The sequence below is a fragment of the Oscillospiraceae bacterium MB24-C1 genome (assembly GCA_030913685.1).
Classification (GTDB): Bacteria; Bacillota; Clostridia; order Oscillospirales; family Ruminococcaceae; genus Yanshouia.
Genome location: CP133187.1, coordinates 1,338,153 through 1,359,526 on the forward strand (window position 1 = coordinate 1,338,153; position 21,374 = coordinate 1,359,526).

Below are 21,374 nucleotides of genomic sequence, written 5' to 3' on the forward strand. Positions count from 1 at the left end.
TCAATTGGTGATTAATACCGCTCAAAATACATCTGCTGCTCACATTTGCTCTTATATTCCGCATTGTCCAGTGCCGCCTGCTCGCGGCGCTTGGCCGCCACAAACCCTTGTAGCGTCGCTGGCGGCAGTACGCTTTTGACAAACGCACTTTGCTCCGCCAAGTCCAGCGCTTCCCCAAGACTCGCGGGCAGTATTTCGTACTTCACAAGCTCCTCGGGCGCTGTCATACTCATATTGGGTACCGCGGCTTGCGGCAATACAAGCCCCTTTTCGATTCCGTCGAACCCTGCGTGCATCAGCAGCGCAAACGCAATATACGGATTGCAGGTCGGGTCAGGAGAGCGCAGCTCCATGCGGGAATGCTCACCACCCACCGCCGGAATACGTATGAGGTGAGAACGGTTTGAATGCGACCAGGCAACGTACTGCGGTGCTTCAAACGCGCCAAACCGCCTGTAAGAATTTGTTGTTGGGTTTAAGAACGCCGTGATCTCCCGAACGTGGAATAAAATCCCCGCAATAAAGCTCTCAGCTTCGGAACAATGCCCATGCTGACGCCCGCCAAAGATATTGCGCCCATCCTGCACCAGTGACATGTTGACATGTAGCCCGCTGCCTGCCATTCCATCCAACGGCTTTGGCATGAACGAAGCATACATGCCATTTTGCGCCGCCATCTCTTTTACCACCCCTTTAAAGGTGATGAGTTGGTCGGCAGCGGTCAGTGCGTCAGAATAGTGAAAATCAATCTCATTCTGGCCCGGACCCTGCTCGTGGTGGAAGCTTTCGGGGATGACACCCATCTTCTCAAGGGTCAGGCAGATGTCGCGACGAATATTTTCGCCACGGTCAGCTGGGGGGATATCCATATAACTGGCACGGTCTATCGGCTGCCGGGTCGGATTCGAACGCTCGTCCAGCTCAAACAGATAAAACTCATACTCCGGGCCGATCTGGCAGCTATACCCCAATGCATCGGCGCGTCCACAAGCTTTTTTAAGCAGCGCGCGATTATCGCCCTCAAATAAACTGCCGTCAGGATGACGCACCTCACAAATCAAGCTTACCGCGCCGCCGCGGCTTGGTCGCCACGGCATAGCTGCCAGCGTCGCGGGGTCTGGGAACAAAAACAGGTCAGATTTATCGGCGTTTAAAAATCCTTCTACCACCGAAGCGTCAAAAGATATCCCCCTCGCAAAGGCGCGAGGGAGTTCATTAGCTGCAATGGAAATACTTTTTTGAATGCCAAATAAATCGCAAAATGCCAGACGAATAAATTTGACGTCATTTTCTTTGATATACTCCAACACTTCATTTTCTGTATAATTCAACTAAGGCACCCCCTAATGTGTGGTATTGTAACACAAGTATCTTTTTTTGCGCAAGTAACTATATGCAGGATTATTAATTGTTAAATTCAAAAACATTGTTGACAAATCAAAAAATTGTCGCTATAATTACGCCATATCAGCAAAGACGCTGTGGGCCAAAAGCCCATGGTGTCTTTTTTTATTTTATGTATTGTGCGTAAAATCCATTGATAGGAGGAGCCGACGATGACAAACGTACCGGAAATTTTCGGCAGCATGGTTTTTAGTGACGGTGTCATGCAAAACAAACTGCCAAAGGCCTGCTATAAGGAGTTTCACAAACTCATCAAGGAAGGCAAACCCCTCACGCTAGACTTAGCAAACGTGATTGCAAACGCCATGATGGATTGGGCAGTAGAAAAGGGTGTAACCCATTTCACCCACTGGTTCCAGCCCATGACCGGCATCACGGCTGAGAAACACGACAGTTTTATCACCCCGTTAAAACACGGCAAGGTTATTATGGATTTTTCCGGAAAGGAACTCATCCGCGGCGAACCGGATGCCTCCTCTTTCCCTTCTGGCGGCCTGCGCGCAACCTTTGAAGCCCGCGGTTACACCGCTTGGGATCCCACTTCTCCCGCCTTTATCAAGGACGGAACTTTGTGCATTCCTACGGCATTCTGTTCCTACGGCGGAGAGGCCCTGGACAAGAAAACACCGCTCATGCGTTCACTGGAAGCGTTTAACGTTCAGGCACTACGTATTCTCAGGCTGTTTAACACCCCCGCCTCCCGCGTGACCAGCACCGTCGGCGCCGAACAGGAATACTTTCTTGTTAACAAGGATATGTTCCAAAAGCGTCGAGACTTGGTTTTCACTGGCCGCACGCTGTTTGGTGCGAAGGCGCCCAAGGGTCAGGAGATGGATGATCATTATTTCGGTGCCATTGATCCCAGCGTCAGTGCCTTTATGAAGGATCTTGATGAAGAGCTCTGGAAGCTTGGCATCCTTGCAAAGACCGAACATAAAGAGGTTGCTCCAGCTCAGTATGAGCTTGCTCCGATCTTCTCCACCACCAATATTGCGACCGACCACAACCAGCTGACAATGGAGATGCTAAAAAAAGTCGCGTTGCGTCATAACATGGTTTGCCTGCTGCACGAAAAGCCCTTTGCCGGTGTCAACGGCTCGGGCAAGCACAACAACTGGTCCATCGCCACCGACACCGGTATTAATCTTCTCGAACCCGGCGATTCGCCTGAAGAGAATGCACAGTTCCTTTTGTTTCTGGTCGCAGTTATCAAAGCTGTTGACGATTATCAAGATCTGCTGCGCATATCGGTCGCCTCAGCAGGCAACGACCATCGCCTCGGCGCGAACGAGGCGCCCCCCGCTATTCTGTCAATTTTTCTGGGCGATCAGCTTACCGGCATCTTAGGTGCAATCGCGAACGGCACCGCTTATAACGGTAGCATCCCAGAGGATATGACTATCGGTGTCAATGTTCTGCCGCGCTTCCATAAGGATCTAACCGACCGCAATCGCACCTCACCTTTTGCCTTTACCGGCAATAAGTTCGAGTTTCGCATGCCCGGTTCAAGCTTCTCAATTTCTGGGCCGAATGTGGTGTTAAACTCTATTGTCGCTGAAGAGCTGTGCCAGTTTGCCGACAAGCTTGAGGCCGCCGAAGATTTCACCGCCACACTTAATAAGCTGATCAAGAAAACGGTTAAAGAACACCAGCGCATCATCTTTAATGGTGACGGCTATTCTGAAGATTGGCAGAAGGAAGCGGCTCGCCGCGGTCTTCTCAACCTCAAGAGCACGCCGGAGGTAATTCCTCATTTTGTCGCCGAAAAGAATGTTAAAATGTTCGAGAAGCATGGTGTTTTCTCTGCCGCCGAGATGCATTCACGCTGTGATATCCTACTTGAAAACTACTGCAAAACCCTCGATATTGAGGCTTACACCATGCTGGACATGGCACGCAAAAATATTTTACCCGCCGTACTTAAATACACGAGAAAGATCGCCGAGGGCGCTGTCGCCAAAAAGGCTTTTTTGCCCGAGGTTTCCTGCAAAACTGAGGAAGCGTTGGTTACCAAGCTGTCTTTGCATACCGCCTCTCTAATCAATACGATCGACGAGCTTGAGTCACTATTGCTAAAAACTAAGGATTTCTCCAATCTTCGCGAGTGCGCCAGATTCCACCACGACAGCCTCTTTGCCAAGATGCAGGAGTTGCGTGCAGCCGCTGATGCGTTAGAATTAATGGTGGATGAAAGTGAATGGCCTTTTCCCTCCTATGGTCAGCTATTGTTCTCACTGTAACGCAGCCAGTCCACTACTACGATATCCAAATTCTACTTATTGATTACGCCTTCTCCTTCTCCAGTCTGTCTGCATACGAAAAACATCGTCCACAAGGGCGGTGTTTTTCGTTGTAGCAAAAACAATCTGTCAGATGATGTTCTTGTTTGGCTTTTTCACTATTGTAACGTCTATCAATCGTTACGCTTATCAATCATCAACGTCATCAGCTTGTTGATATGTTCTGTCTTATTAAGCCCTACCTGATAACAAGCCTTTTTTAGCGCGTTATTGTCGGTGTTCATAAATTGGTTATGATACTCCTGGAAGCTTTTATGTTCACTCAAAATTAAGTGACGCAACGCAAACTGGTATGGTTGATCCATGTCCGGCGAATATGCGGGGGGCTCATAGTTTTCTCCAGCTATAGATACGTAAATATCTTGAAATAGTTGCACATGATGCCGCCTATTATCCGCAATTTCCAAAAACACTTGTCTTTCTTGATCAGTTGGTGCGATTTCTGCCATGGTGCGATAAAACGCGTCGCAATTCATTTCAAATTCTATATACTCCTGAAGCTGCTGCGGCAAAGTTAAATCCACAGCCACCCCTCCTTTTTGTTATTCGTTACATTATATTAAAATCAAAATGCATCGTGTGCCTATAAATCACCCAATTCAATCAGTTTCACTGATGGCACTTGACAATTAGCTTATAACTACATATAATGTATTAAACAAATTTAATTTCGCCCAAATGCGGTGAAGGGAACAGTACCTGCGATAAGAAGCATTTTCAGAGAGCTGTCAGCCGGTGTGAGACAGCAATGCAAGCGCAGTGAATATCCTCCCCGAGCAGTCGATCGAACGCCTTTGGCAAGTAGACTCGAACGATTAACACACGTTATAGTGTTCGGTATTCGGCAGGTTTTCTGCCCGATGCCTGAATGAGCGGCCGCTTATTATAATGCGGCAATCAGAGTGGTACCGCAGAGTGCATATGCCTTTGTCTCTTGAAATACAGGAGATAAAGGTTTTTTTATTTTAAAAAGCTCTGAAACCGAATTTGAGGCGGAGACGACAGGAGAATTTATTATGAAAAATCAAAACGGAAGCTATCTTGTCACCATGCTCACCGGCGACGCCGCCTTAACGCTGGCGCGATTCACGGGTGTTCTTGGGCGCTGGGGTTGCGCACTTGAAACACTGGTGGTCTCCAAGGACTTCACCCCCGGTCTTAACCGTCTAACCTGTGTTTTTAGTGCCACCGCTTACCAGGCGACGCGCATCATTAGCCAAACAGCGCGCTTGGAGCAGGTGACCGGGTTGCAGCTGGTGTCTCAGAAACCGCTATGTGGCGTCAGTCCTCTAAAAGTGCGCATCTCCTGCGACCAGCTCAGCCACGCTGAGGCCTGCCGCCTTTGCGAAAGACACAGTGCACTCATTTCCGGAAGAACCGATTTTGAGATGACCATCGAGACCGAATCGGATCCCAAGGGCCTGGCGCTCTTTCTAAATGATGTTGCACCTTACGGTTTGCTTTTTGCCGAGGTGCCAAATGTATCCTATTTCCCGCTGGAAGCTGAGACAAGGGTTAGCGGCGCCTGTTGAGGAATTCCACAAGTATATCGCATTTTTTAGACTTCTAAACACCAATCGGCGGTTGGACAAAGCAGTTTGCCTTGTCCAACCGCCGGTTACTTGTTCACAGTACTTGTATTGCTTTTTAATATGTTTTGCGATAAAATATAGTATCTCAATCTATAAATTATCGTATAAATCTATGATTTTTTCGAGGTAGGTGTTATTTTGGCAAAAAAAATTTTATTTTGCGCATCGACCGCCTCACATATTAAAAATTTTCACACGCCTTACTTGGCAGCGTTTGCCCAATGTGGTTATGAGGTATTTACCGCAACGGGCGACACCGGAGAAATAGCTGGCGCACAACGGAGCTTTACCCTGCCGTTTTATAAAAGCTTTTTTAGCTTTAAGAATATTCGGGCAATTTTTGCGGCACGCAGGTTGCTACTCAAAGAGCATTTTGATATTGTCAGCCTGCACACCACATTGGCCGCGGCTGTCGTACGTGCAGCACTGCTCACGATCCCTAAGCGGCGGCGCCCCCGTGTGTTTTATACCTGCCACGGCTATCTGTTCGGCGAAAACGACGGCTTTACGCGATTAAAATATCTGTTACCCGAAATGCTTTGCGCCAAGGTTACCGACGTGTTGATGGTGATGAATCGTGAGGATGAGCGTATCGCACATCGCTACCGCCTGTCGGGCGGTAGCATCCAGTACATAAACGGTATGGGGCTTTCCCCGGAGCGGTTTACTGTGCCCACGCCCGAGCAGCATATCACCGCCAAAGAAGCGTTGGGCTTTTTGCCTGAGCAGCTTCTATTTGTTTATATTGCTGAGTTTTCAAAGCGAAAAAATCACCACCAGCTGTTAGCTGCTTTTGCTGCCGCTGCGCCTCATATCCCCAATGCACGGCTGTTGCTGGCCGGCACCGGTGCATTGCTTGAAGACTGCCGACAGCTCGTATCGCAACTTGGTGTGATTGATCAGGTTTGTTTTCTGGGTTATGTCCATGATACGCCCACGCTCTTGGCCGGGTGCGACGTCTGCGTTTCTACCAGCCTGATAGAGGGCTTGCCGTTTAATATTATGGAGGCGATGGCCAGTGGGCTCACTGTGATTGCCAGCGACATCAAAGGCCACCGTGAGCTGGCCGAATGCCATCCCAATTTCACGCTGTTTGACAAAACATCGTCGTTAACCGATCTGCTTGCCCAATCTGGGCAGCTCCCCTTTCACCGACACCCTGCTGCGCTTACACAATTTATGCTGCCGCAGGTGTTACCGGAGTTAATGCATATCTACCTCGGCGAAGAAATACCGGAATATCAAGAAAATTGTTTGAAAGCAGGTGTCAAATAAAATTGCTGCCATATGTTATTTTACTTTCTATTTCGGGCTTGCTGGGGCTTTGGGTCTGTGAACGTAAGCCATCACCCAAAAAAGAATTGATTGTTTTAGGAATTATGACATTGTTGATGTGCACGATGGCCGCCCTGCGCAGCGGCAACGTCGGCGTCGATTATGACTGGGTATACCGGGACTATTTTCTGACTGTTCGTGCGCACGATTTTTCGTTTTTACTATCTGCGGATAATATTTACCGAGTGGAACCGATTTATGGGCTACTCAATCAGGTCGTTGCGCTTTTTACTGGCAATCCATTGGTGCTATGGTGGAGTGCATCTGTTGTTATCATTCTGCTGCGGGTCATTTTTATCTGGAAATACTCCTCAAAGATATGGCTGAGTGTCTTTTGCTATATAGGCCTTGGCTTTTTCACCTATGCGCTGTGTACCCTTCGGCAAGAACTTGGCATTTCCGTCGCCATGTTTGCGCTGCCCTTTTTACAAAAGCGCAAACCGCTGCCATATTTTTTGATTATAGTGTTGGCTGGGTTGTGTCATACCAGCCTTTTGATTTTGCTACCCATCTATTTTATTGTAACCATCCCACCCAGCAAGTGGATGATCGGCCTATATGCGGCCTGCTTTTTTACCGTGGTATTTTTCTCGGAGATCATCTTGCAGTGGATTACCACACTCGTGCCCCGCTTTGCAATATATACCCCCGATTCCTACTATATGCGAGGCCGAAATATCAACACTGTAATAATCTGGATTATTATTTTGCTAATCGCCTCGCTGCTATATAAAAAGCTTTTAGAACGTGATAAAAATAATCTGGTGCTATTCAATCTTTTCCTCTATGGAACCTTGATTATGTCGTTGACCGTCAAGCATTTTGTTTTTCAGCGCGTAGCGTTCGTCTTTCTGCCGTTTTCGGTTATTCTCATACCCGAAATAGTGCAGAGCCTACAGCCTTCGCCCGGCCTGCTCAATATGCTGGACAACGCCAAAGGCAACAAGCTCAATGGTCAGCAGATTGCGGCGCTCAAACACGAACAGAAGGATGCTGTTAGAATGCATTATTCGATCATGGGCCTGCTCATGATGCTGGTTATTCTGGAATATCTCTTTTTGCTGTATGCCAACCGCCTGCTGTTGGTACCCTATATCCCTTTTTGGATGTGAGTCGAAATGAATAAAGAAAATCAGCGCCTGTTTAATCTTTTGTTGCGACTGGTTGACATTTTCACTTGGTTGGCTGCTATAGCCGGCGCTTATGTGTTGCGCTTTTATCTGCTGCCACACAGCCCAAGTCCCAATATCAGTCTAAGCTATTATTTGCGCGCAATGCCTGTGCTAATTATCGGCTATATGCTGCTCTACCATGTGAATGGGCTATATGACCCCTTTCGCAGAAGAACGATTATTTCTGAGACCGGCAAGGTCATTGTTGCGAACTTTTATGGTCTTATCGGTGTTTTTCTCGTGTTCTTCTGGATTAAGGAAGTCCATATTTCCCGCCTTGTTATTTTAACTTTTGGTATTTTTAGTACGGTTATTTCGGCTTCTACACGTGCTACGGGGCGACTTTTTCTGCGTTCCATGCGTCGAAAGGGTTACAATATCAAGCATATCTTGATTGTGGGCAGTAATGAAACCGCTGCCGATTTCTATCGCAAGGCAGCTACCAACAAAAATTACGGTTATGTTGTCGATGGCTACCTCAACGATTACCCTTCGGATTATGGTTGGCGCGCCGAATACCTCGGTGTTATCGACCAATTGGACGAGGTGCTTAAAACCCACCACCCCGACGAGGTGTTAATCTCTCTGGAGTATAATCAGCTCCCCATTCTCAGCCAAGTGATTGCCACCTGCGAATCACAGGGCGTCAAATCGTCGCTGCTGCCATTTTACAGCAAATATTTGCCGTCTCAACCCAAAATTGAAGTATTTGAGGGCATTCCCATCATCAATTTGCGCCACATTCCATTGGATAATCTGATTCTGGCGGCACTCAAGCGCAGCTTTGACATCATCGCCTCTTTCTTAGGCCTTGTTTTCGTTTCTCCGCTACTTCTGGCGACGATTATAGCCATTAAGCTTAGCTCGCCCGGCCCGGTGATTTATAAGCAGGTCCGCATCGGTAAAAACCGCCGAGAGTTCACCATGTACAAATTCCGTTCAATGCGAATTGAAAATAATGCCGACGCCACTACATGGGGCACTAAAAGCGACGACCGTCGCACCCGTCTCGGCGCATTCTTACGCAAGTTTTCGATTGATGAGCTACCGCAGCTTTATAACGTACTTAAAGGCGATATGAGTTTGGTCGGTCCGCGTCCCGAACGCCCATTTTTCGTCGAGCAGTTTCGTGACGAGGTTCCGCTTTACATGCTCAAGCACCTGGTTCGACCCGGCATCACCGGCTGGGCCCAGATCAACGGTTGGCGCGGGGATACCTCGATTTTAGAGCGCATTAAATGTGACATGTTTTACATAGAAAACTGGTCATTACTCTTGGATATCAAAATTTTGCTGCTTACGGTTTTAAAAGGCATCGTCAACAATAGCGAAGAACTTTAATATAATAAAAACGGCGAGTTGTGGAAAGGGGTTTCAACCCTTTACATAACTCGCCGTTTTGTGTATAAGTTCTTTATTTTATGCACGCGCTTCACAAAGCGCCCGTGCCGCGCGTACCGGATGTCCCACTTCGCAGAGTTTGCCATCCCTTTCGACTACAAAAAAGGTCACATGAGTAAACTTGCTCCAAATCCGGGTGGTCACCGAGTCTCCCTCCTGTGGTATACCAGTCAGCAGATAAGAAACTTTGTTGTCCTTGACATAGTGTATAATAGCTTTGGCAACATCATTGGCGTATAATAATGCCATTTCTGCGCCGTTTTCTTTAGAAACAGAGAAAAGATACTCCATAGATTCGGGGTCCTGAATCGCCTCGGGTCGCACAACATTGATGACTGAAAGCTCAGTGCCTGACAGGTTCGCCAGCGTTCTGCCCGCGCGAATAATGCGGTCACACTGCCGCTGGTCGGTCACGCAGACCACCGTTTTTGCACGAGGGCCTGAAATGCGCTCCTGCACATCGTTTATTGACACTGCCCCACCTCCTATGTTTATACTATAGCATATAATTTTTATTAATTCTTTATTTTCTGTAAATATTAGCTTAAATTATTAAAAATTTTACGTTTTAAATTTCACTTTGTGAAGCATAGTTTTCTTTATTGCCATAACTTCTATTGATTCTAGATGTTAAATCCTTGACTAGACGCCTTTGTTGGTATACAATCATTCTATATATTTATTGCGGTAATCTTTTTCGGGAGGTGTTTGCCCTTGCCGCGTAGTCAATATGTTTCTAGTGCCGTTATACGACGGTTACCTCGTTATTACCGTTTTTTGGAAGAATTACTTGAAAAAGGCGTTTCCCGTATTTCCTCAAAAGAGCTTGCAGACCTGATGAGCCTTACCGCATCTCAGATCCGCCAGGACCTTAACTGCTTTGGTGGCTTTGGACAACAGGGCTACGGGTATAACGTGGCATTGTTGCATTCCGAGATACGTAAGATTTTGGGCCTTGACCAGAATTTTCAGGCCATTCTGATAGGTGTCGGCAATCTAGGACGCGCTTTTGCAACCAACATAGATTTTGACAGCGCAGGTTTTCACCTGTGCGGCCTGTTCGACAAGGATCCCGAGCTAATTGCCTCGGGTCGCACGATTAGAGGCTTAGCTGTGCGCAGTGTGGATGAGCTTGAGCAGTTCTGTAAGGAGAATACTGTCGATATCGCAATACTTTGCGTGCCGAGTGATGCAGCTCAGAGCATGGCAGATCGGTTAATCGCCTGTGGCATCACCTCGTTCTGGAACTTTACGCATTTCGACATTAAAGTTGCCCACCCCGAGGTAATTGTTGAAAACGCCCATCTTGTGGACGGGCTTATGGCGTTGTGCTATATGATTAACGACATGAAAAAAAGCGACTGATCGCTCCAGTGCAAATGAAAACAGGGAAGCCGAATCGGCTCCCCTGTTTTTTAAGGCGCTATTTGCGCCAGTAGCGCGTCGGAAAGTGCAGCCAGCTGCGGTAGCGTCAGCCGTTCAGCCCGGACATTTAAATCGAGCGCACAATGCGCCAGACACTCGGACACTTTCGCTTTAGGCAAGTTTAATGCTGAACTCAACGCATTGCAAACCGTCTTGCGCCGCTGTGAAAAGGCGCCGCGCACCACGGTGAACATAAACGCCTCATCCCTCGGTTGCACGGGCGGCGTCTTTCTGATATCTAAACGAATCACAGCCGAATCAACGTTTGGCGCCGGCATGAATGATCCCGCCGAAACCGAAAAAAGCTGCTTTGGCTCGCTGTAATAGGCAATGGCTGCGGAAATGGCCCCGCACTCACGCGCACCGGGGGCGGCACAAAGCCGCACAGCTGCTTCCTTTTGCACCATAACGGTGATTGATTCCACCGGCAGTCGCGCCTCTAAAAGCCGCATGAGAATCGGTGTAGTGATGTAATAAGGCAGGTTGGCACACACGCTGACCGGCATACCCCCAAAACGCTCGGTTAGGATCTTTTCAAGATCGACCTCCATCACATCGCCCATGATGATATCGACATTGTTAAACTCGGCCAGCGTCTCGTCCAAAATTGGCTTCAAACGAGTGTCCAGCTCGATGCAGACCACCTTTTCGGCACGTCGGGCCAGCTCGGCGGTCAACACGCCCACTCCGGGGCCTATTTCCAGTACGCCACAGCCCGGGGCGGCTCCGCCTTGCTCCGCCATGCGAGGGCATACAGAGGGGTTGATTAAAAAATTTTGTCCCATGGCTTTAGAAAAGGTAAAACCGTAACGTTCAAGCAGGCTGCGCAGATAAGCCCTATCGGTAAGCGCCAAGCCAAGCCCTCCTTTAAATTTTCAGAATTCATGCTTATCAGTATAGCATATAACCGATGTGTATTGCCATACATCGACTAAAAGTGATGTAAACGCTTGCAACTTGGTCTCTTTTATTTTATGATATAAAAAACGCTTTGGGAGGTTAAGCGCATGACCAGACGCGATAAAATAAATTATTACCTTGATATTGCCGAGACGGTTGCCGAACGTGGCACTTGTCTGCGTCGGCTTTTTGGTGCGATCATTGTCAACAACGATCAGATTATTTCTACCGGTTATGTCGGTGCACCCCGTGGCCGCCACAATTGTTCGGATCTGGGCTATTGCGCGCGTGAAGAACTCAAAGTTCCGCGCGGCGAGCGTTATGAGCTGTGCCGCTCGGTACATGCCGAGGCAAATGCCATTATTCATGCTCCTCGCTCTGAAATGCTTGATGCCACGCTCTACCTTGTTGGTAAGGAGGTCGCAACGGGTAACTATGTCGAAAACGCTAATTCCTGCGCCATGTGCAAGCGTATGATCATCAACGCCGGAATCGCAACGGTTGTCATCCGAGAAAGCAAGGAAGAATTCCGCGTGATACGGGTGTATGATCAGTGGGTGCTTGACGATGAAACCCTAGACTTAAAGCTCGGTTATTGATTTTCAGATGCAGGTGCCTCAAGGGCATCTGCATTTTTCATCGGAGAAGGCAGTCGGATTTTTTCGGGCTCCGCTGTTAAACTGATCCAGGTTTATGGTATAATAACCATAGGGCATTTATTATACTGTCTTGATATCATCAAACGTCCGCTTTTTGGCGTAGGCACCACCTTTCGGCGGACAATAGTGCCGCTGCTGCACGTCTTACGCTTTTGGTATTTTATACGTATGACGGTTACATGATGATGTTGACGATTCGCTGCTAAATCGCGGGGCAATCCTCCAGAAAAGGTATAATTTCTCTTTTTGGCTCCCTCTGCACACGCTGTGTTGAATATCCTTATGCATTTGCGGAAAAGATGAAGGCATCCACATTTTGATGGGAGGATGCCAAATGCCAGATAAAGCACATTCCAAAGATCAGGCGCCTGTAGAAAAAGAAAACGAACAGCGTCAGATGGACGAAGCACAGGATAAACAAATTGAGCAGATTGAACAAACCGGCTCTATAACACCTATGAGCGGCAAACACGCCATCCACTGTCTGACCATCATCGGCCAGATTGAGGGGCATTATGATGCCCCACCCCAGACCAAAACCACCAAATATGAACATGTCATTCCACAACTTGTTGCGGTTGAACAAGACCCACGCATCGAAGGTCTGCTTATCATTCTAAACACCGTGGGCGGCGACGTTGAAGCAGGCTTGGCGCTGGCTGAACTCATTTCCGGCATGAAAAAGCCCACTGTTTCACTGGTGCTGGGCGGCGGCCATTCCATCGGCGTGCCGCTGGCATGTAGTGCCAAGCATTCTTTTATTGTACCCAGCGCCACCATGACCATCCATCCTGTACGCATGAATGGCATGGTGCTTGGCGTTCCTCAGACGCTTTTTTATTTTCAGCGTATGCAGGACCGTATTATTGATTTTGTCGTTGAAAATTCCCGTATGTCTGAGGAGAGCTTTCGCAAATACCTGATGAATACCGGCGAGCTGGTCATGGATATGGGCACGGCCTTAGACGGTGATTCAGCCGTGGCCGAGGGCCTGATTGACGAGCTGGGCGGCTTGAGCGATGCAATAGAATGCCTGTATGCTCTCATTGAAGCGCAGCAGGCGCCTCCGCCGGAAAATAACCGGTAAATATTCCCCGCTCGACGGGTTATGACTGCAACAACCCTCCTTTTTCTTTACACTTTAATTGTGACATTAAATTATCGGAGGCGTTCATTTTGACAATTACAGAAGCAATTATTCAGGGGATTATTCAAGGTCTAACTGAGTTTCTCCCTATTTCCAGCTCGGGCCATCTTGCGTTGTACCAATATTTCACCGGTCAGAGCGGAGAAAGCGGCGCGCTTTTTTCGCTCGTGTTACATTTCGGTACCTTGGTTGCCGTGTTTGTGGCCTTTTGGGGTACCATAAAGGAACTGATCTTTGAGTTTTTTAACATGATTGGGGATCTGTTCCATGGAAAGCTGTCTTTTAAGAGGGTGAATCCACAGCGCAAGATGATCTTTCTGCTGGTAGTGTCGCTGCTGCCGCTGTTTATTACGTTGTTGCTTAAAGATATTTTGCGTGGCGTTGCCCAAGACAATAACATCTTCGTCGAGGGTATCTGTTTTCTGGTGACATCAGCACTGCTTTTAATGGCTGATAATTGCACCGGCCGCACAACCGCGCGTGGTATGAGCTACCGCGCTGCAACCACCATTGGCGTTGTGCAGGCGTTTGCACCGCTACCGGGTATTTCGCGTTCCGGCTCCACCCTTTCTGCCGGCATGATGCTCGGACTTGAACGTGGCTTTGCCGTTAATTTTTCTTTTATTATGGGCATTCCGGCTGTCTGTGCAGCGCTGCTGCTTGACGCAAAAGAGATCATTGGCGGGGGGCTTCATCTCCCCGCTTCGGTGATTATAATTGGTCTGGTTTTCTCAACCGTTTTCGGCTTGTTAGCCATCGGTATGGTACGTTGGTTGGTTGCCGCGCACAAGCTGCGCTGGTTTGGGTATTATACACTCGTGCTGGGCATCTTTGTTCTTGGCGCCGGCATCTATGATGCCATTTCCAATCACGCTCTGCAAAACATCATTATCGCCATGTTAAAATGACTTTTTAAGTAAAATACAAGGAGGTTGCCGCCTTGGCTGCCAAACGCAAAAAGAAATCCCCACGCAAAACAAAAGCGCAGTTGCATGCGCAGAACCAGCTGCTTGCCGTTGTGTTATTCACCCTTGGCCTGCTGTTCGTGTTCCTGTCGTTCGTGCGCGGCAGCGAGGGTTGGTTGATGGCCCACAACGTACTACTAGGCCTTTTCGGCTGGTCGGCCTTCTTCATCGGCCCAGTATTCCTGTACATATCGGTAATGTCCTCCTTTGATAAGCTTTCGGATGATCTACCGATCCGCGCCACACTAACCGCGGTGCTGCTCTGCTTAATTTCGGCGGCTTTTCAAATTTTTCTCGCCGGAAAGCCGGAGGGCCAAACGGTGGGAGCCGTTATCCGTCAGCTTTATGTCGATGGTCAGGCACTACACGGCGGCGGCATTTTTGCGGTGTTATTTGGACTGCCACTCATGCAGCTCGGTGCACCCGGCGACCGCATTGCGGTGTCGCTGTTACTGTTTTTACTGACGATGATCATTACAAAATCGACGATTGCAGGCATTTTGCGCTCGGCCAAAAAGCCGATGGAAAAGCTTTCTAACGGTTATCACGAACTGGTTAACGCCATGCCGGCACCACAACCTATCGGTGGCAACAGCACCTTGGCTGAAAAGCCCGTCATCGACATTCCGCTCGACGACCCCGCCCCCGCGTCAAGGCGACGTAAGAAGCCGGTTGCAGAGGAGGGCGTCTCGTCCGAGTTATTGCGCGCCAAGCAAAAGCTTCTAGACACTGCGACCGCCGACATGCCGATATCTGAGGATCATCCTGTCACCCCGAATGGTGACCCCGTCGCCCCCGTGGTCCCCGACGAGGAAGGCCAACAGCTCATTATCGAAGATATTATCAATCGTGTGGCTAAGGTGCAGGCACACAAGGCGCAAAAGGCCGTTGAAGAAGCCTCTGCCCCCGAACCGCCCGCGCCGCCGCCTGAGCCGGTTGAGCCGCCCGTATATCTACTGCCCCCGCTCACGCTGTTGCGTGAACCCGCTTTAGCTGCTGCGGGTGAGGTCACCGCCGATGAACTGCGTCAAAACGCACAGCGTCTTGTGGATACACTGCAATCCTTCGGGGTGCAGACCCGTATCATCGATATCTCGCGCGGGCCAGCCGTCACCCGCTATGAACTACAGCCCTCCGCTGGCGTTAAGATTTCTAAAATTACTAATCTGGCCGACGATATCGCGCTAAACCTCGCTTCGGCGGGTGTGCGCATCGAAGCACCCATTCCTAATAAGGCAGCCGTAGGCATTGAGGTGCCCAACCGCAAGGTTACACCTGTGACACTGCGCGAGGTGGTTGATTCACCGGAATTTGCCGACGCAAAAAGCAAGGTTACAGTTGCGCTCGGGCGTGATATTTCCGGTAACCTGATGCTGGCGAACATCGCGAAGATGCCACATCTGCTCATCGCGGGTGCCACCGGTTCCGGTAAGTCGGTCTGCATCAATTCTATCATCATGAGCATTCTGTTCAAGGCCAAACCCGACGAGGTCAAGCTACTTCTAATCGACCCCAAGGTCGTCGAGCTAGGCGTTTATAACGGTCTGCCGCATCTGGTTATCCCCGTCGTCACCGACCCGAAAAAGGCCGCAGGCGCGCTCGGCTGGGCTGTTGCCGAGATGCTCAACCGCTATAAGATGTTTGCTGCGCACAACGTTCGCGATATTGAATCATTTAACCGTTTTGTCGAAAATGCAGCGGCAAACCCCACGCCCCCGGCAGAGGATGAACCACCGGCACCCAAGCTTTCAAAGCTACCGCATTACATTATCGTGGTGGACGAGCTTGCCGACCTGATGATGGCCGCCCCATCCGAGGTGGAGGATTCCATCTGCCGCCTTGCGCAGATGGCACGCGCTGCCGGTATGCACCTGATCATCGCGACACAGCGTCCGTCAGTAGACGTTATTACCGGCGTCATCAAGGCGAATATTCCCTCGCGCATCGCGTTTGCGGTGTCGTCTCAGATTGACTCGCGTACCATTCTCGACATGGGCGGCGCAGAAAAGCTTTTGGGCATGGGCGACATGCTATTTTCACCGGTCGGTTCTGCAAAGCCCACCCGTGTTCAGGGCTGCTTTGTCTCTGACGAGGAAATTGAGCGTGTCGTCACCTATATCAACAGCGCGATTACGCCGCAATACGACAATCAGGTTCTGGAGGAAATAGACAAGCATACCCCTGTCGGAAAAGGTAATGCATCCGGTGCCTCCTCTGATAGCGGCGGCGACGAAGATGAAATGCTCGCCCCCGCAATTGAGTGCGTCATTGAGGCGGGTATGGCTTCTACCTCGCTGTTGCAGCGCAGGCTAAAATTGGGTTATGCACGTGCAGCTCGTATTGTCGACGAGATGGAAAGCCGGGGCATCATCGGTCCCTATGAGGGTTCTAAACCCCGTGCGGTACTCATCTCAAAGGAACGCTGGGTCGAAATGAAATTAAACCGGATGGCTAAAACCGGCGAATAAAAGAGGATTACATGAACCGTTTTCTCCCCATTACAGTTGAAGAAATGTACACGCGTGGCTGGCAGCAGGCGGATTTTGTCTGCGTCACCGGTGACGCTTATGTCGACCACCCCAGTTTTGGCATTGCGATTATCTCACGGCTGCTTGAGCGTCTGGGCTATCGGGTCGTGATTTTATCACAGCCCAATTTGAGTGACCCCGACGCCTTCAAGCGTTTCGGTAGACCGAAATATGCCTTTATGATCACAGCGGGGAACATCGACTCAATGGTGTCAAATTACACGGTTGCTAAGCGCCGCCGCACACAAGACGCTTATTCCCCGACCAATGCGCAAAACCGTCGGCCTGATCGCGCCGCGACGGTCTATTCGCGTGCAGCCAAGGCTGCCTACCCCGACTGCCCGGTTATACTTGGCGGAATTGAAGCTTCACTGCGCCGCTTTGCCCACTATGACTACTGGGCGGATTGCGTTATGCCGTCGATCCTTGTCGATTCGGGTGCGGATATGGTCTCCTACGGCATGGGTGAACACCAAACCGAAATAATCGCCGCAAGGCTGGCCGCGGGTGAGCCGGTCTCGGCGCTAACCGATATTCGCGGAACCGTCTGCTATATCACGCCTGAACAGATTCCAAACGGTACGGTGAGCTGCCCCTCGTTTGAAAAGGTGGCGAGCGATAAAGCCGCCTATGTGCGCGCTTTTAAGCTTTGGCTCGATGAACAGGATGCTGTGACCGGCCGCCCAGTGCTACAAAAGCATGGTGACCGCTATGTGTTGCAAAATCCACCAATGCCGCTTTTAACACGCGAGGAGCTAGACGCCGTATTCACCATGCCGTTTGCCAGAGCATACCACCCCAGCTATGAGGCGCTCGGTGGTGTCAAGGCGATCGAAGAGGTCGAATTTTCGATTATGCACAACCGTGGCTGCTATGGCCACTGTAATTTCTGCTCCATCGCCGTACATCAAGGACGGCAGATCGTGTCACGCAGCATCGATTCGGTGCTTGAAGAGGCCGAGAGCTTTGTTAGCAATCCGCGTTTTAAGGGCTATATCCACGATGTCGGTGGCCCCACCGCGAATTTTCGCTATCCGTCCTGCAAAAAGCAGGAGACAAAGGGTCTTTGCAAGGATAAAAAATGTTTGGGCAACCCCGCCTGCCCCGCAGTAAAGGTCGACCACAGCGAATATCTTGAGTTGCTGCGCCGACTACGGGCGATTAAGGGTGTCAAAAAGGTGTTTGTACGCTCAGGGCTGCGCTTTGACTATATCATGCTGGACAAGGACGACACGTTTTTAAAAGAGCTAGTCGCTAACCATGTCAGCGGACAGCTGAAGGTTGCGCCCGAACATTGTAGCGATGCGGTACTAGATGCAATGGGCAAGCCGCATGTCGAGGTCTACGAGCGGTTTGTTAAAAAATTCTATCAATGCACCAAGCAAGCTGGTAAAGAGCAGTACCTCGTTCCCTACCTCATGAGCTCCCACCCCGGCAGCACCATCCGCGACGCGGTGGCGCTATCACTTTTTTTAAAGAAAAACCGCATGCGCCCAGAACAGGTGCAAGATTTTTACCCCACACCGGGCACCATTTCTACCTGCATGTTTTACACCGGCGTTGACCCGCTGACCGGCAAGGATATCTATGTACCTAAGACCGATCGCGAAAAACAACGCCAGCGTGCGCTGCTGCAATATTTTAAGCCAGAAAACCGCCGGATAGTTATAGAGGCGCTTGAGGAAATCCACCGCACCGATCTCATCGGAACCGGGCCGGACTGCCTTGTCTCCCCCGACCGGCAATACCAGCAAAAGCTGACGGAAAAGCGGCTGACGCAGCAGAACAGGCAGAATCGGGGTAGCCGCGGCAAACCTTCGCGGCGCTCCACCAGCACAAAGCCAGGAGGCAGACGATGAAGCAAATAAAATCTTATAAACGGCGCAAGCGGCAGCATATCTCTCCGCTGGCAATTTTGATCATCGCCATTGTCAGCGCCGTTTCGTGGTACACAACCGAATATAAGCCCTCGCAGGAGGTTGTTCCTACACTCGCAGAAAATGTTATTGCCGAGGTACAGGTTTTGGACGTCGGCCAAGGCAGCAGTCTGCTGCTGCGCACCGAAGGCGAGGATGGCGTCCACGCTGTACTCATCGATGGAGGTGAACGCTCGGCCTCTCAGGCGGTGTGTGACGCATTGGATGCAGCGGGCATCACCCAGCTGGATCTTCTGGTCATAACCCACCCGCACACTGACCACTATGGCGGCCTGATTGCGGTGCTGGAAAATTACAAAGTCGACTCCCTATGGATGCCCGCCGTTGCTGATAATTTGGTGCCCACCAACAGCACTTTTGAGCGCTTTTTAGATGCACTCGAAACAAATGGCTGTGATGTCGTGCAGGCTGTGTCTCCGCGCGTCGAGACACTGGGCGATGACATTTCGCTTGAGCTGCTTGACGCTTTTGTACCGGATCCTGATAATCTTAACGATACTTCTTTGTGCCTTCGCATTGACGCGGGCGACGCTTCTTTTCTGATAACCGGCGACGGCGAAACAGCGGTGGAACAACTGTTGCTTGAGAACAACGCACCGGTTTCGACCGATATTTTTGTAGCGGGACACCACGGTAGCAACACCTCGAATAAACAGGACTTCTTAAATGCAGTCAGCCCGGCAGCCAGCGTCATCTCCTGCGGACGTGATAATGCTTATAATTTGCCGAACCAGAAGGCACTGGCCCGTATTTCAGCCTTTGGGGCAGTTTATCGTACTGACTTCAACAGTACCGTAACCTTTTCAACCGACGGTAGAACCATATGGATTACTGCAGACAACATAAACGATGCAATCAACGCAAGGGAGGCAGCGTAAATGGCATTATCCATTGACCGAATTGAAGGCAATATAGCCGTCTGTGTCGACGAGCAGCAGCAACAGCACCATATTCCCCTTTCAGCGCTGCCCAGAGGTGCCGGCGAGGGAGATATCCTCCGCCAAACCACAAACGGCTATGAGTTGGATACACAGGATACTGCCCGTAGGCGTAAAGCCGTTTCTGAGCGGCTCTCTCGTTTGGGTGCCAATTCACGCCGCAGCGCCGTTACAAAACTGTTGGCGCAGGCGACTGAACCGATCAGCGCCTCGGTGCTGGCAGATAAGTTTCATGTCAGCCGCCAGATCATCGTCGGGGATATTGCGCTTCTGCGCGCCTCGGGCGAGCCGGTTGTGGCAACCCCGCGCGGTTACCTGATGGAGCCTGCTGCGGACAATGCGACACAGGACTATACTGTCGCCTGCCGTCACGAGAATGTCGAGCAGCTTTTGCAGGAGCTGTATATTGTAGTAGATCAGGGTGCAACGGTGCGGGACGTGATTGTGGAACACCCCATCTACGGCCAGCTCACCGGCCAGCTGCAGGTCAGCTCGCGCTTTGAAGCTGACCGCTTTGCCAAAGCACTCACCGCATCAGAAGCTTCACCACTCTCGCAGCTCACCGGAGGCATTCACCTGCACACACTACGCTGCCCTGATCGCGCCTGCTTTGAACGTATCCTGGCCGCACTGAAAAAGGCTGGAATTTTGGTATCGGAATAATGATCGGACACAACATCTGTGTTCCTAAAAAGATAGGCTCGATGGCGTTTAGCGTCATACGCGCCTTTAAAGTCGTAATAATAGAAGAAAGCGGTTAATTAAACGCGCTTCGCTGCATAAAATAATAACAGCCGACATGCTGCCCCTTGTGGGCCAGATGCCGGCTGTTTTGTATCGCTAGACGCCATAAGGTGCAAATAAAAAACTGCTGCCGACATATTGTGTTGGCAGAATAGCCCCCTGTTATCTGGATACAGTAAGACATGGTATGTTACATCATGGCGACGCCATTGATACACAGATGGAAGTGAAAATCAAAAAACTTGGCCGCCTTGCGGCAAAGCAGCATACGCTCCAAGAAAATCTCAAAATAGTCCGCCAATGTGCTCACCTTTGAGTCGATGGTCAGCACCAGTGTAATGGTCCGCGCCTGCTTGTCAATTTTAAGGGACGACTGCTCCACTGAGTAATTCACCCTGTCATGAATATCAAAGCTGGCGATATCGCGGTTACGCACGCGCGAACGGCGCACGTCGCTTTTGTCCGCGAGAATCAGCGCCGCAGCCAAGGCGTTTACCGGGTGAGCGGTGTGCTCGTCGTGGTTGCCAATAGCCGATACCACTTGCGCCACCTCAACAGGATCCATGCCCATCTTATCGAGAATGCGAAAGGCCATCACCGCGCCGGACTGCGCGTGGTCGATGCGGTTTATCACATTTCCGATATCGTGCATAAATGCTGCAATTTTAGCCAACTCGATGGTACGCGTGTCATACCCCAAGTCGGTTAGTATGTTCTGCGTCACGGTGGCAGTACGCACCACATGCGCAAAGCTGTGCTCAGTAAAGCCCATGCTTATAAGCGATGCATCGGCTTGGCGGATGTACGCCTTAACTTCTTCACTGTTCGAAACTTCTCCATAGGTTACCATTCGGGTCTCTCCCTTTATTTTTCTTCATTCTCTTATTTATACAGTTTTTAGTATACTGCGTTGATGTTAGATTTGCA

18 protein-coding genes and 1 other annotated feature are annotated in these 21,374 nt (G+C 50.1%); of the genes, 13 read left to right on the forward strand and 5 right to left on the reverse strand.

Annotated features, from left to right (window positions below; genetic code table 11):
- Positions 1-11: 11 nt before the first annotated feature.
- The gene (locus RBH76_06460; protein WMJ85055.1) at positions 12-1,331 is read right to left on the reverse strand and encodes a glutamine synthetase family protein; all 1,320 of its coding nucleotides are present in this window, start codon (positions 1,329-1,331) and stop codon (positions 12-14) included.
- 225 nt (positions 1,332-1,556) lie between these two features.
- Between RBH76_06460 and RBH76_06465 the strand changes: the two genes are divergently transcribed.
- Positions 1,557-3,644 (forward strand): glutamine synthetase III, encoded by a 2,088-nt coding sequence (locus tag RBH76_06465; protein WMJ85056.1) that lies wholly within the window; start codon positions 1,557-1,559, stop codon positions 3,642-3,644.
- A gap of 173 nt (positions 3,645-3,817) precedes the next feature.
- On the opposite strand, the gene RBH76_06470 is transcribed toward RBH76_06465, so the two are convergent.
- A complete protein-coding gene (locus RBH76_06470; protein ID WMJ85057.1) occupies positions 3,818-4,228 on the reverse strand; it encodes a ferritin-like domain-containing protein in 411 nt (136 codons plus the stop codon).
- Positions 4,229-4,378: 150 nt separating this feature from the next.
- Positions 4,379-4,642, forward strand: a binding site (T-box leader).
- Positions 4,643-4,720: 78 nt separating this feature from the next.
- Here RBH76_06470 and RBH76_06475 point away from each other — a divergent pair.
- The 4 genes from RBH76_06475 (at position 4,721) to RBH76_06490 (ending at position 9,144) form a co-directional block, all read left to right on the forward strand.
- Positions 4,721-5,236 (forward strand): hypothetical protein, encoded by a 516-nt coding sequence (locus tag RBH76_06475; GenBank protein WMJ85058.1) that lies wholly within the window; start codon positions 4,721-4,723, stop codon positions 5,234-5,236.
- A 198-nt stretch (positions 5,237-5,434) separates the two neighbouring features.
- Positions 5,435-6,571 (forward strand): glycosyltransferase, encoded by a 1,137-nt coding sequence (locus RBH76_06480; GenBank protein WMJ85059.1) that lies wholly within the window; start codon positions 5,435-5,437, stop codon positions 6,569-6,571.
- Between the two features lie 2 nt (positions 6,572-6,573).
- A complete protein-coding gene (locus tag RBH76_06485; GenBank protein ID WMJ85060.1) occupies positions 6,574-7,743 on the forward strand; it encodes an EpsG family protein in 1,170 nt (389 codons plus the stop codon).
- Positions 7,744-7,749: 6 nt separating this feature from the next.
- Complete coding sequence (locus RBH76_06490; GenBank protein ID WMJ85061.1) at positions 7,750-9,144, forward strand: undecaprenyl-phosphate glucose phosphotransferase; 1,395 nt, start codon at positions 7,750-7,752, stop codon at positions 9,142-9,144.
- A 78-nt stretch (positions 9,145-9,222) separates the two neighbouring features.
- On the opposite strand, the gene RBH76_06495 is transcribed toward RBH76_06490, so the two are convergent.
- Entirely contained in the window at positions 9,223-9,678 is a 456-nt protein-coding gene (locus RBH76_06495) for a hypothetical protein (protein WMJ85062.1), read from the reverse strand.
- Between the two features lie 240 nt (positions 9,679-9,918).
- On the opposite strand from RBH76_06495, the gene RBH76_06500 reads away from it, so the two are divergent.
- Entirely contained in the window at positions 9,919-10,569 is a 651-nt protein-coding gene (locus tag RBH76_06500; GenBank protein ID WMJ85063.1) for a redox-sensing transcriptional repressor Rex, read from the forward strand.
- Positions 10,570-10,619: 50 nt separating this feature from the next.
- Here the strand turns inward: RBH76_06500 and rsmA are convergent, their stop codons facing one another.
- Complete coding sequence (gene rsmA, locus RBH76_06505) at positions 10,620-11,483, reverse strand: 16S rRNA (adenine(1518)-N(6)/adenine(1519)-N(6))-dimethyltransferase RsmA (protein ID WMJ85064.1); 864 nt, start codon at positions 11,481-11,483, stop codon at positions 10,620-10,622.
- Positions 11,484-11,636: 153 nt separating this feature from the next.
- On the opposite strand from rsmA, the gene RBH76_06510 reads away from it, so the two are divergent.
- The 7 genes from RBH76_06510 to RBH76_06540 all read left to right on the forward strand — a co-directional run bounded on the left by RBH76_06510 (position 11,637) and on the right by RBH76_06540 (position 20,366).
- Complete coding sequence (locus RBH76_06510; GenBank protein ID WMJ85065.1) at positions 11,637-12,128, forward strand: dCMP deaminase family protein; 492 nt, start codon at positions 11,637-11,639, stop codon at positions 12,126-12,128.
- A 457-nt stretch (positions 12,129-12,585) separates the two neighbouring features.
- Positions 12,586-13,275, forward strand: coding sequence for an ATP-dependent Clp protease proteolytic subunit (locus RBH76_06515; GenBank protein WMJ85213.1), 690 nt, complete (start codon positions 12,586-12,588; stop codon positions 13,273-13,275).
- Between the two features lie 89 nt (positions 13,276-13,364).
- The gene (locus RBH76_06520; GenBank protein WMJ85066.1) at positions 13,365-14,243 is read left to right on the forward strand and encodes an undecaprenyl-diphosphate phosphatase; all 879 of its coding nucleotides are present in this window, start codon (positions 13,365-13,367) and stop codon (positions 14,241-14,243) included.
- Positions 14,244-14,275: 32 nt separating this feature from the next.
- On the forward strand, positions 14,276-16,768 hold the full coding sequence (locus tag RBH76_06525; GenBank protein WMJ85067.1) for a DNA translocase FtsK: 2,493 nt from the start codon (positions 14,276-14,278) through the stop codon (positions 16,766-16,768).
- 11 nt (positions 16,769-16,779) lie between these two features.
- Positions 16,780-18,687 carry a YgiQ family radical SAM protein gene (locus RBH76_06530; GenBank protein WMJ85068.1) on the forward strand — a complete coding sequence of 636 codons (1,908 nt, stop codon included), beginning with the start codon at positions 16,780-16,782 and terminating at the stop codon, positions 18,685-18,687.
- Positions 18,684-19,643 (forward strand): ComEC/Rec2 family competence protein, encoded by a 960-nt coding sequence (locus RBH76_06535; protein ID WMJ85069.1) that lies wholly within the window; start codon positions 18,684-18,686, stop codon positions 19,641-19,643. Before RBH76_06530 ends, RBH76_06535 begins: the two co-directional genes overlap by 4 nt.
- On the forward strand, positions 19,644-20,366 hold the full coding sequence (locus tag RBH76_06540) for a 3H domain-containing protein (protein WMJ85070.1): 723 nt from the start codon (positions 19,644-19,646) through the stop codon (positions 20,364-20,366).
- A gap of 271 nt (positions 20,367-20,637) precedes the next feature.
- Here the strand turns inward: RBH76_06540 and RBH76_06545 are convergent, their stop codons facing one another.
- Positions 20,638-21,297 carry an HD domain-containing protein gene (locus RBH76_06545; GenBank protein WMJ85071.1) on the reverse strand — a complete coding sequence of 220 codons (660 nt, stop codon included), beginning with the start codon at positions 21,295-21,297 and terminating at the stop codon, positions 20,638-20,640.
- Positions 21,298-21,374: the final 77 nt, after the last annotated feature.

Bases quoted from the DNA above. Each gene is read 5' to 3' on its own strand.
- RBH76_06515 (WMJ85213.1), top strand. From the start codon at position 12,586: ATGGACGAAGCACAGGATAAACAAATTGAGCAGATTGAACAAACCGGC.
- RBH76_06545 (WMJ85071.1), bottom strand. From the start codon at position 21,297: ATGGTAACCTATGGAGAAGTTTCGAACAGTGAAGAAGTTAAGGCGTAC.
- RBH76_06535 (WMJ85069.1), top strand. From the start codon at position 18,684: ATGAAGCAAATAAAATCTTATAAACGGCGCAAGCGGCAGCATATCTCT.
- RBH76_06475 (WMJ85058.1), top strand. From the start codon at position 4,721: ATGAAAAATCAAAACGGAAGCTATCTTGTCACCATGCTCACCGGCGAC.
- RBH76_06540 (WMJ85070.1), top strand. From the start codon at position 19,644: ATGGCATTATCCATTGACCGAATTGAAGGCAATATAGCCGTCTGTGTC.
- RBH76_06510 (WMJ85065.1), top strand. From the start codon at position 11,637: ATGACCAGACGCGATAAAATAAATTATTACCTTGATATTGCCGAGACG.
- RBH76_06490 (WMJ85061.1), top strand. From the start codon at position 7,750: ATGAATAAAGAAAATCAGCGCCTGTTTAATCTTTTGTTGCGACTGGTT.
- RBH76_06530 (WMJ85068.1), top strand. From the start codon at position 16,780: ATGAACCGTTTTCTCCCCATTACAGTTGAAGAAATGTACACGCGTGGC.
- RBH76_06465 (WMJ85056.1), top strand. From the start codon at position 1,557: ATGACAAACGTACCGGAAATTTTCGGCAGCATGGTTTTTAGTGACGGT.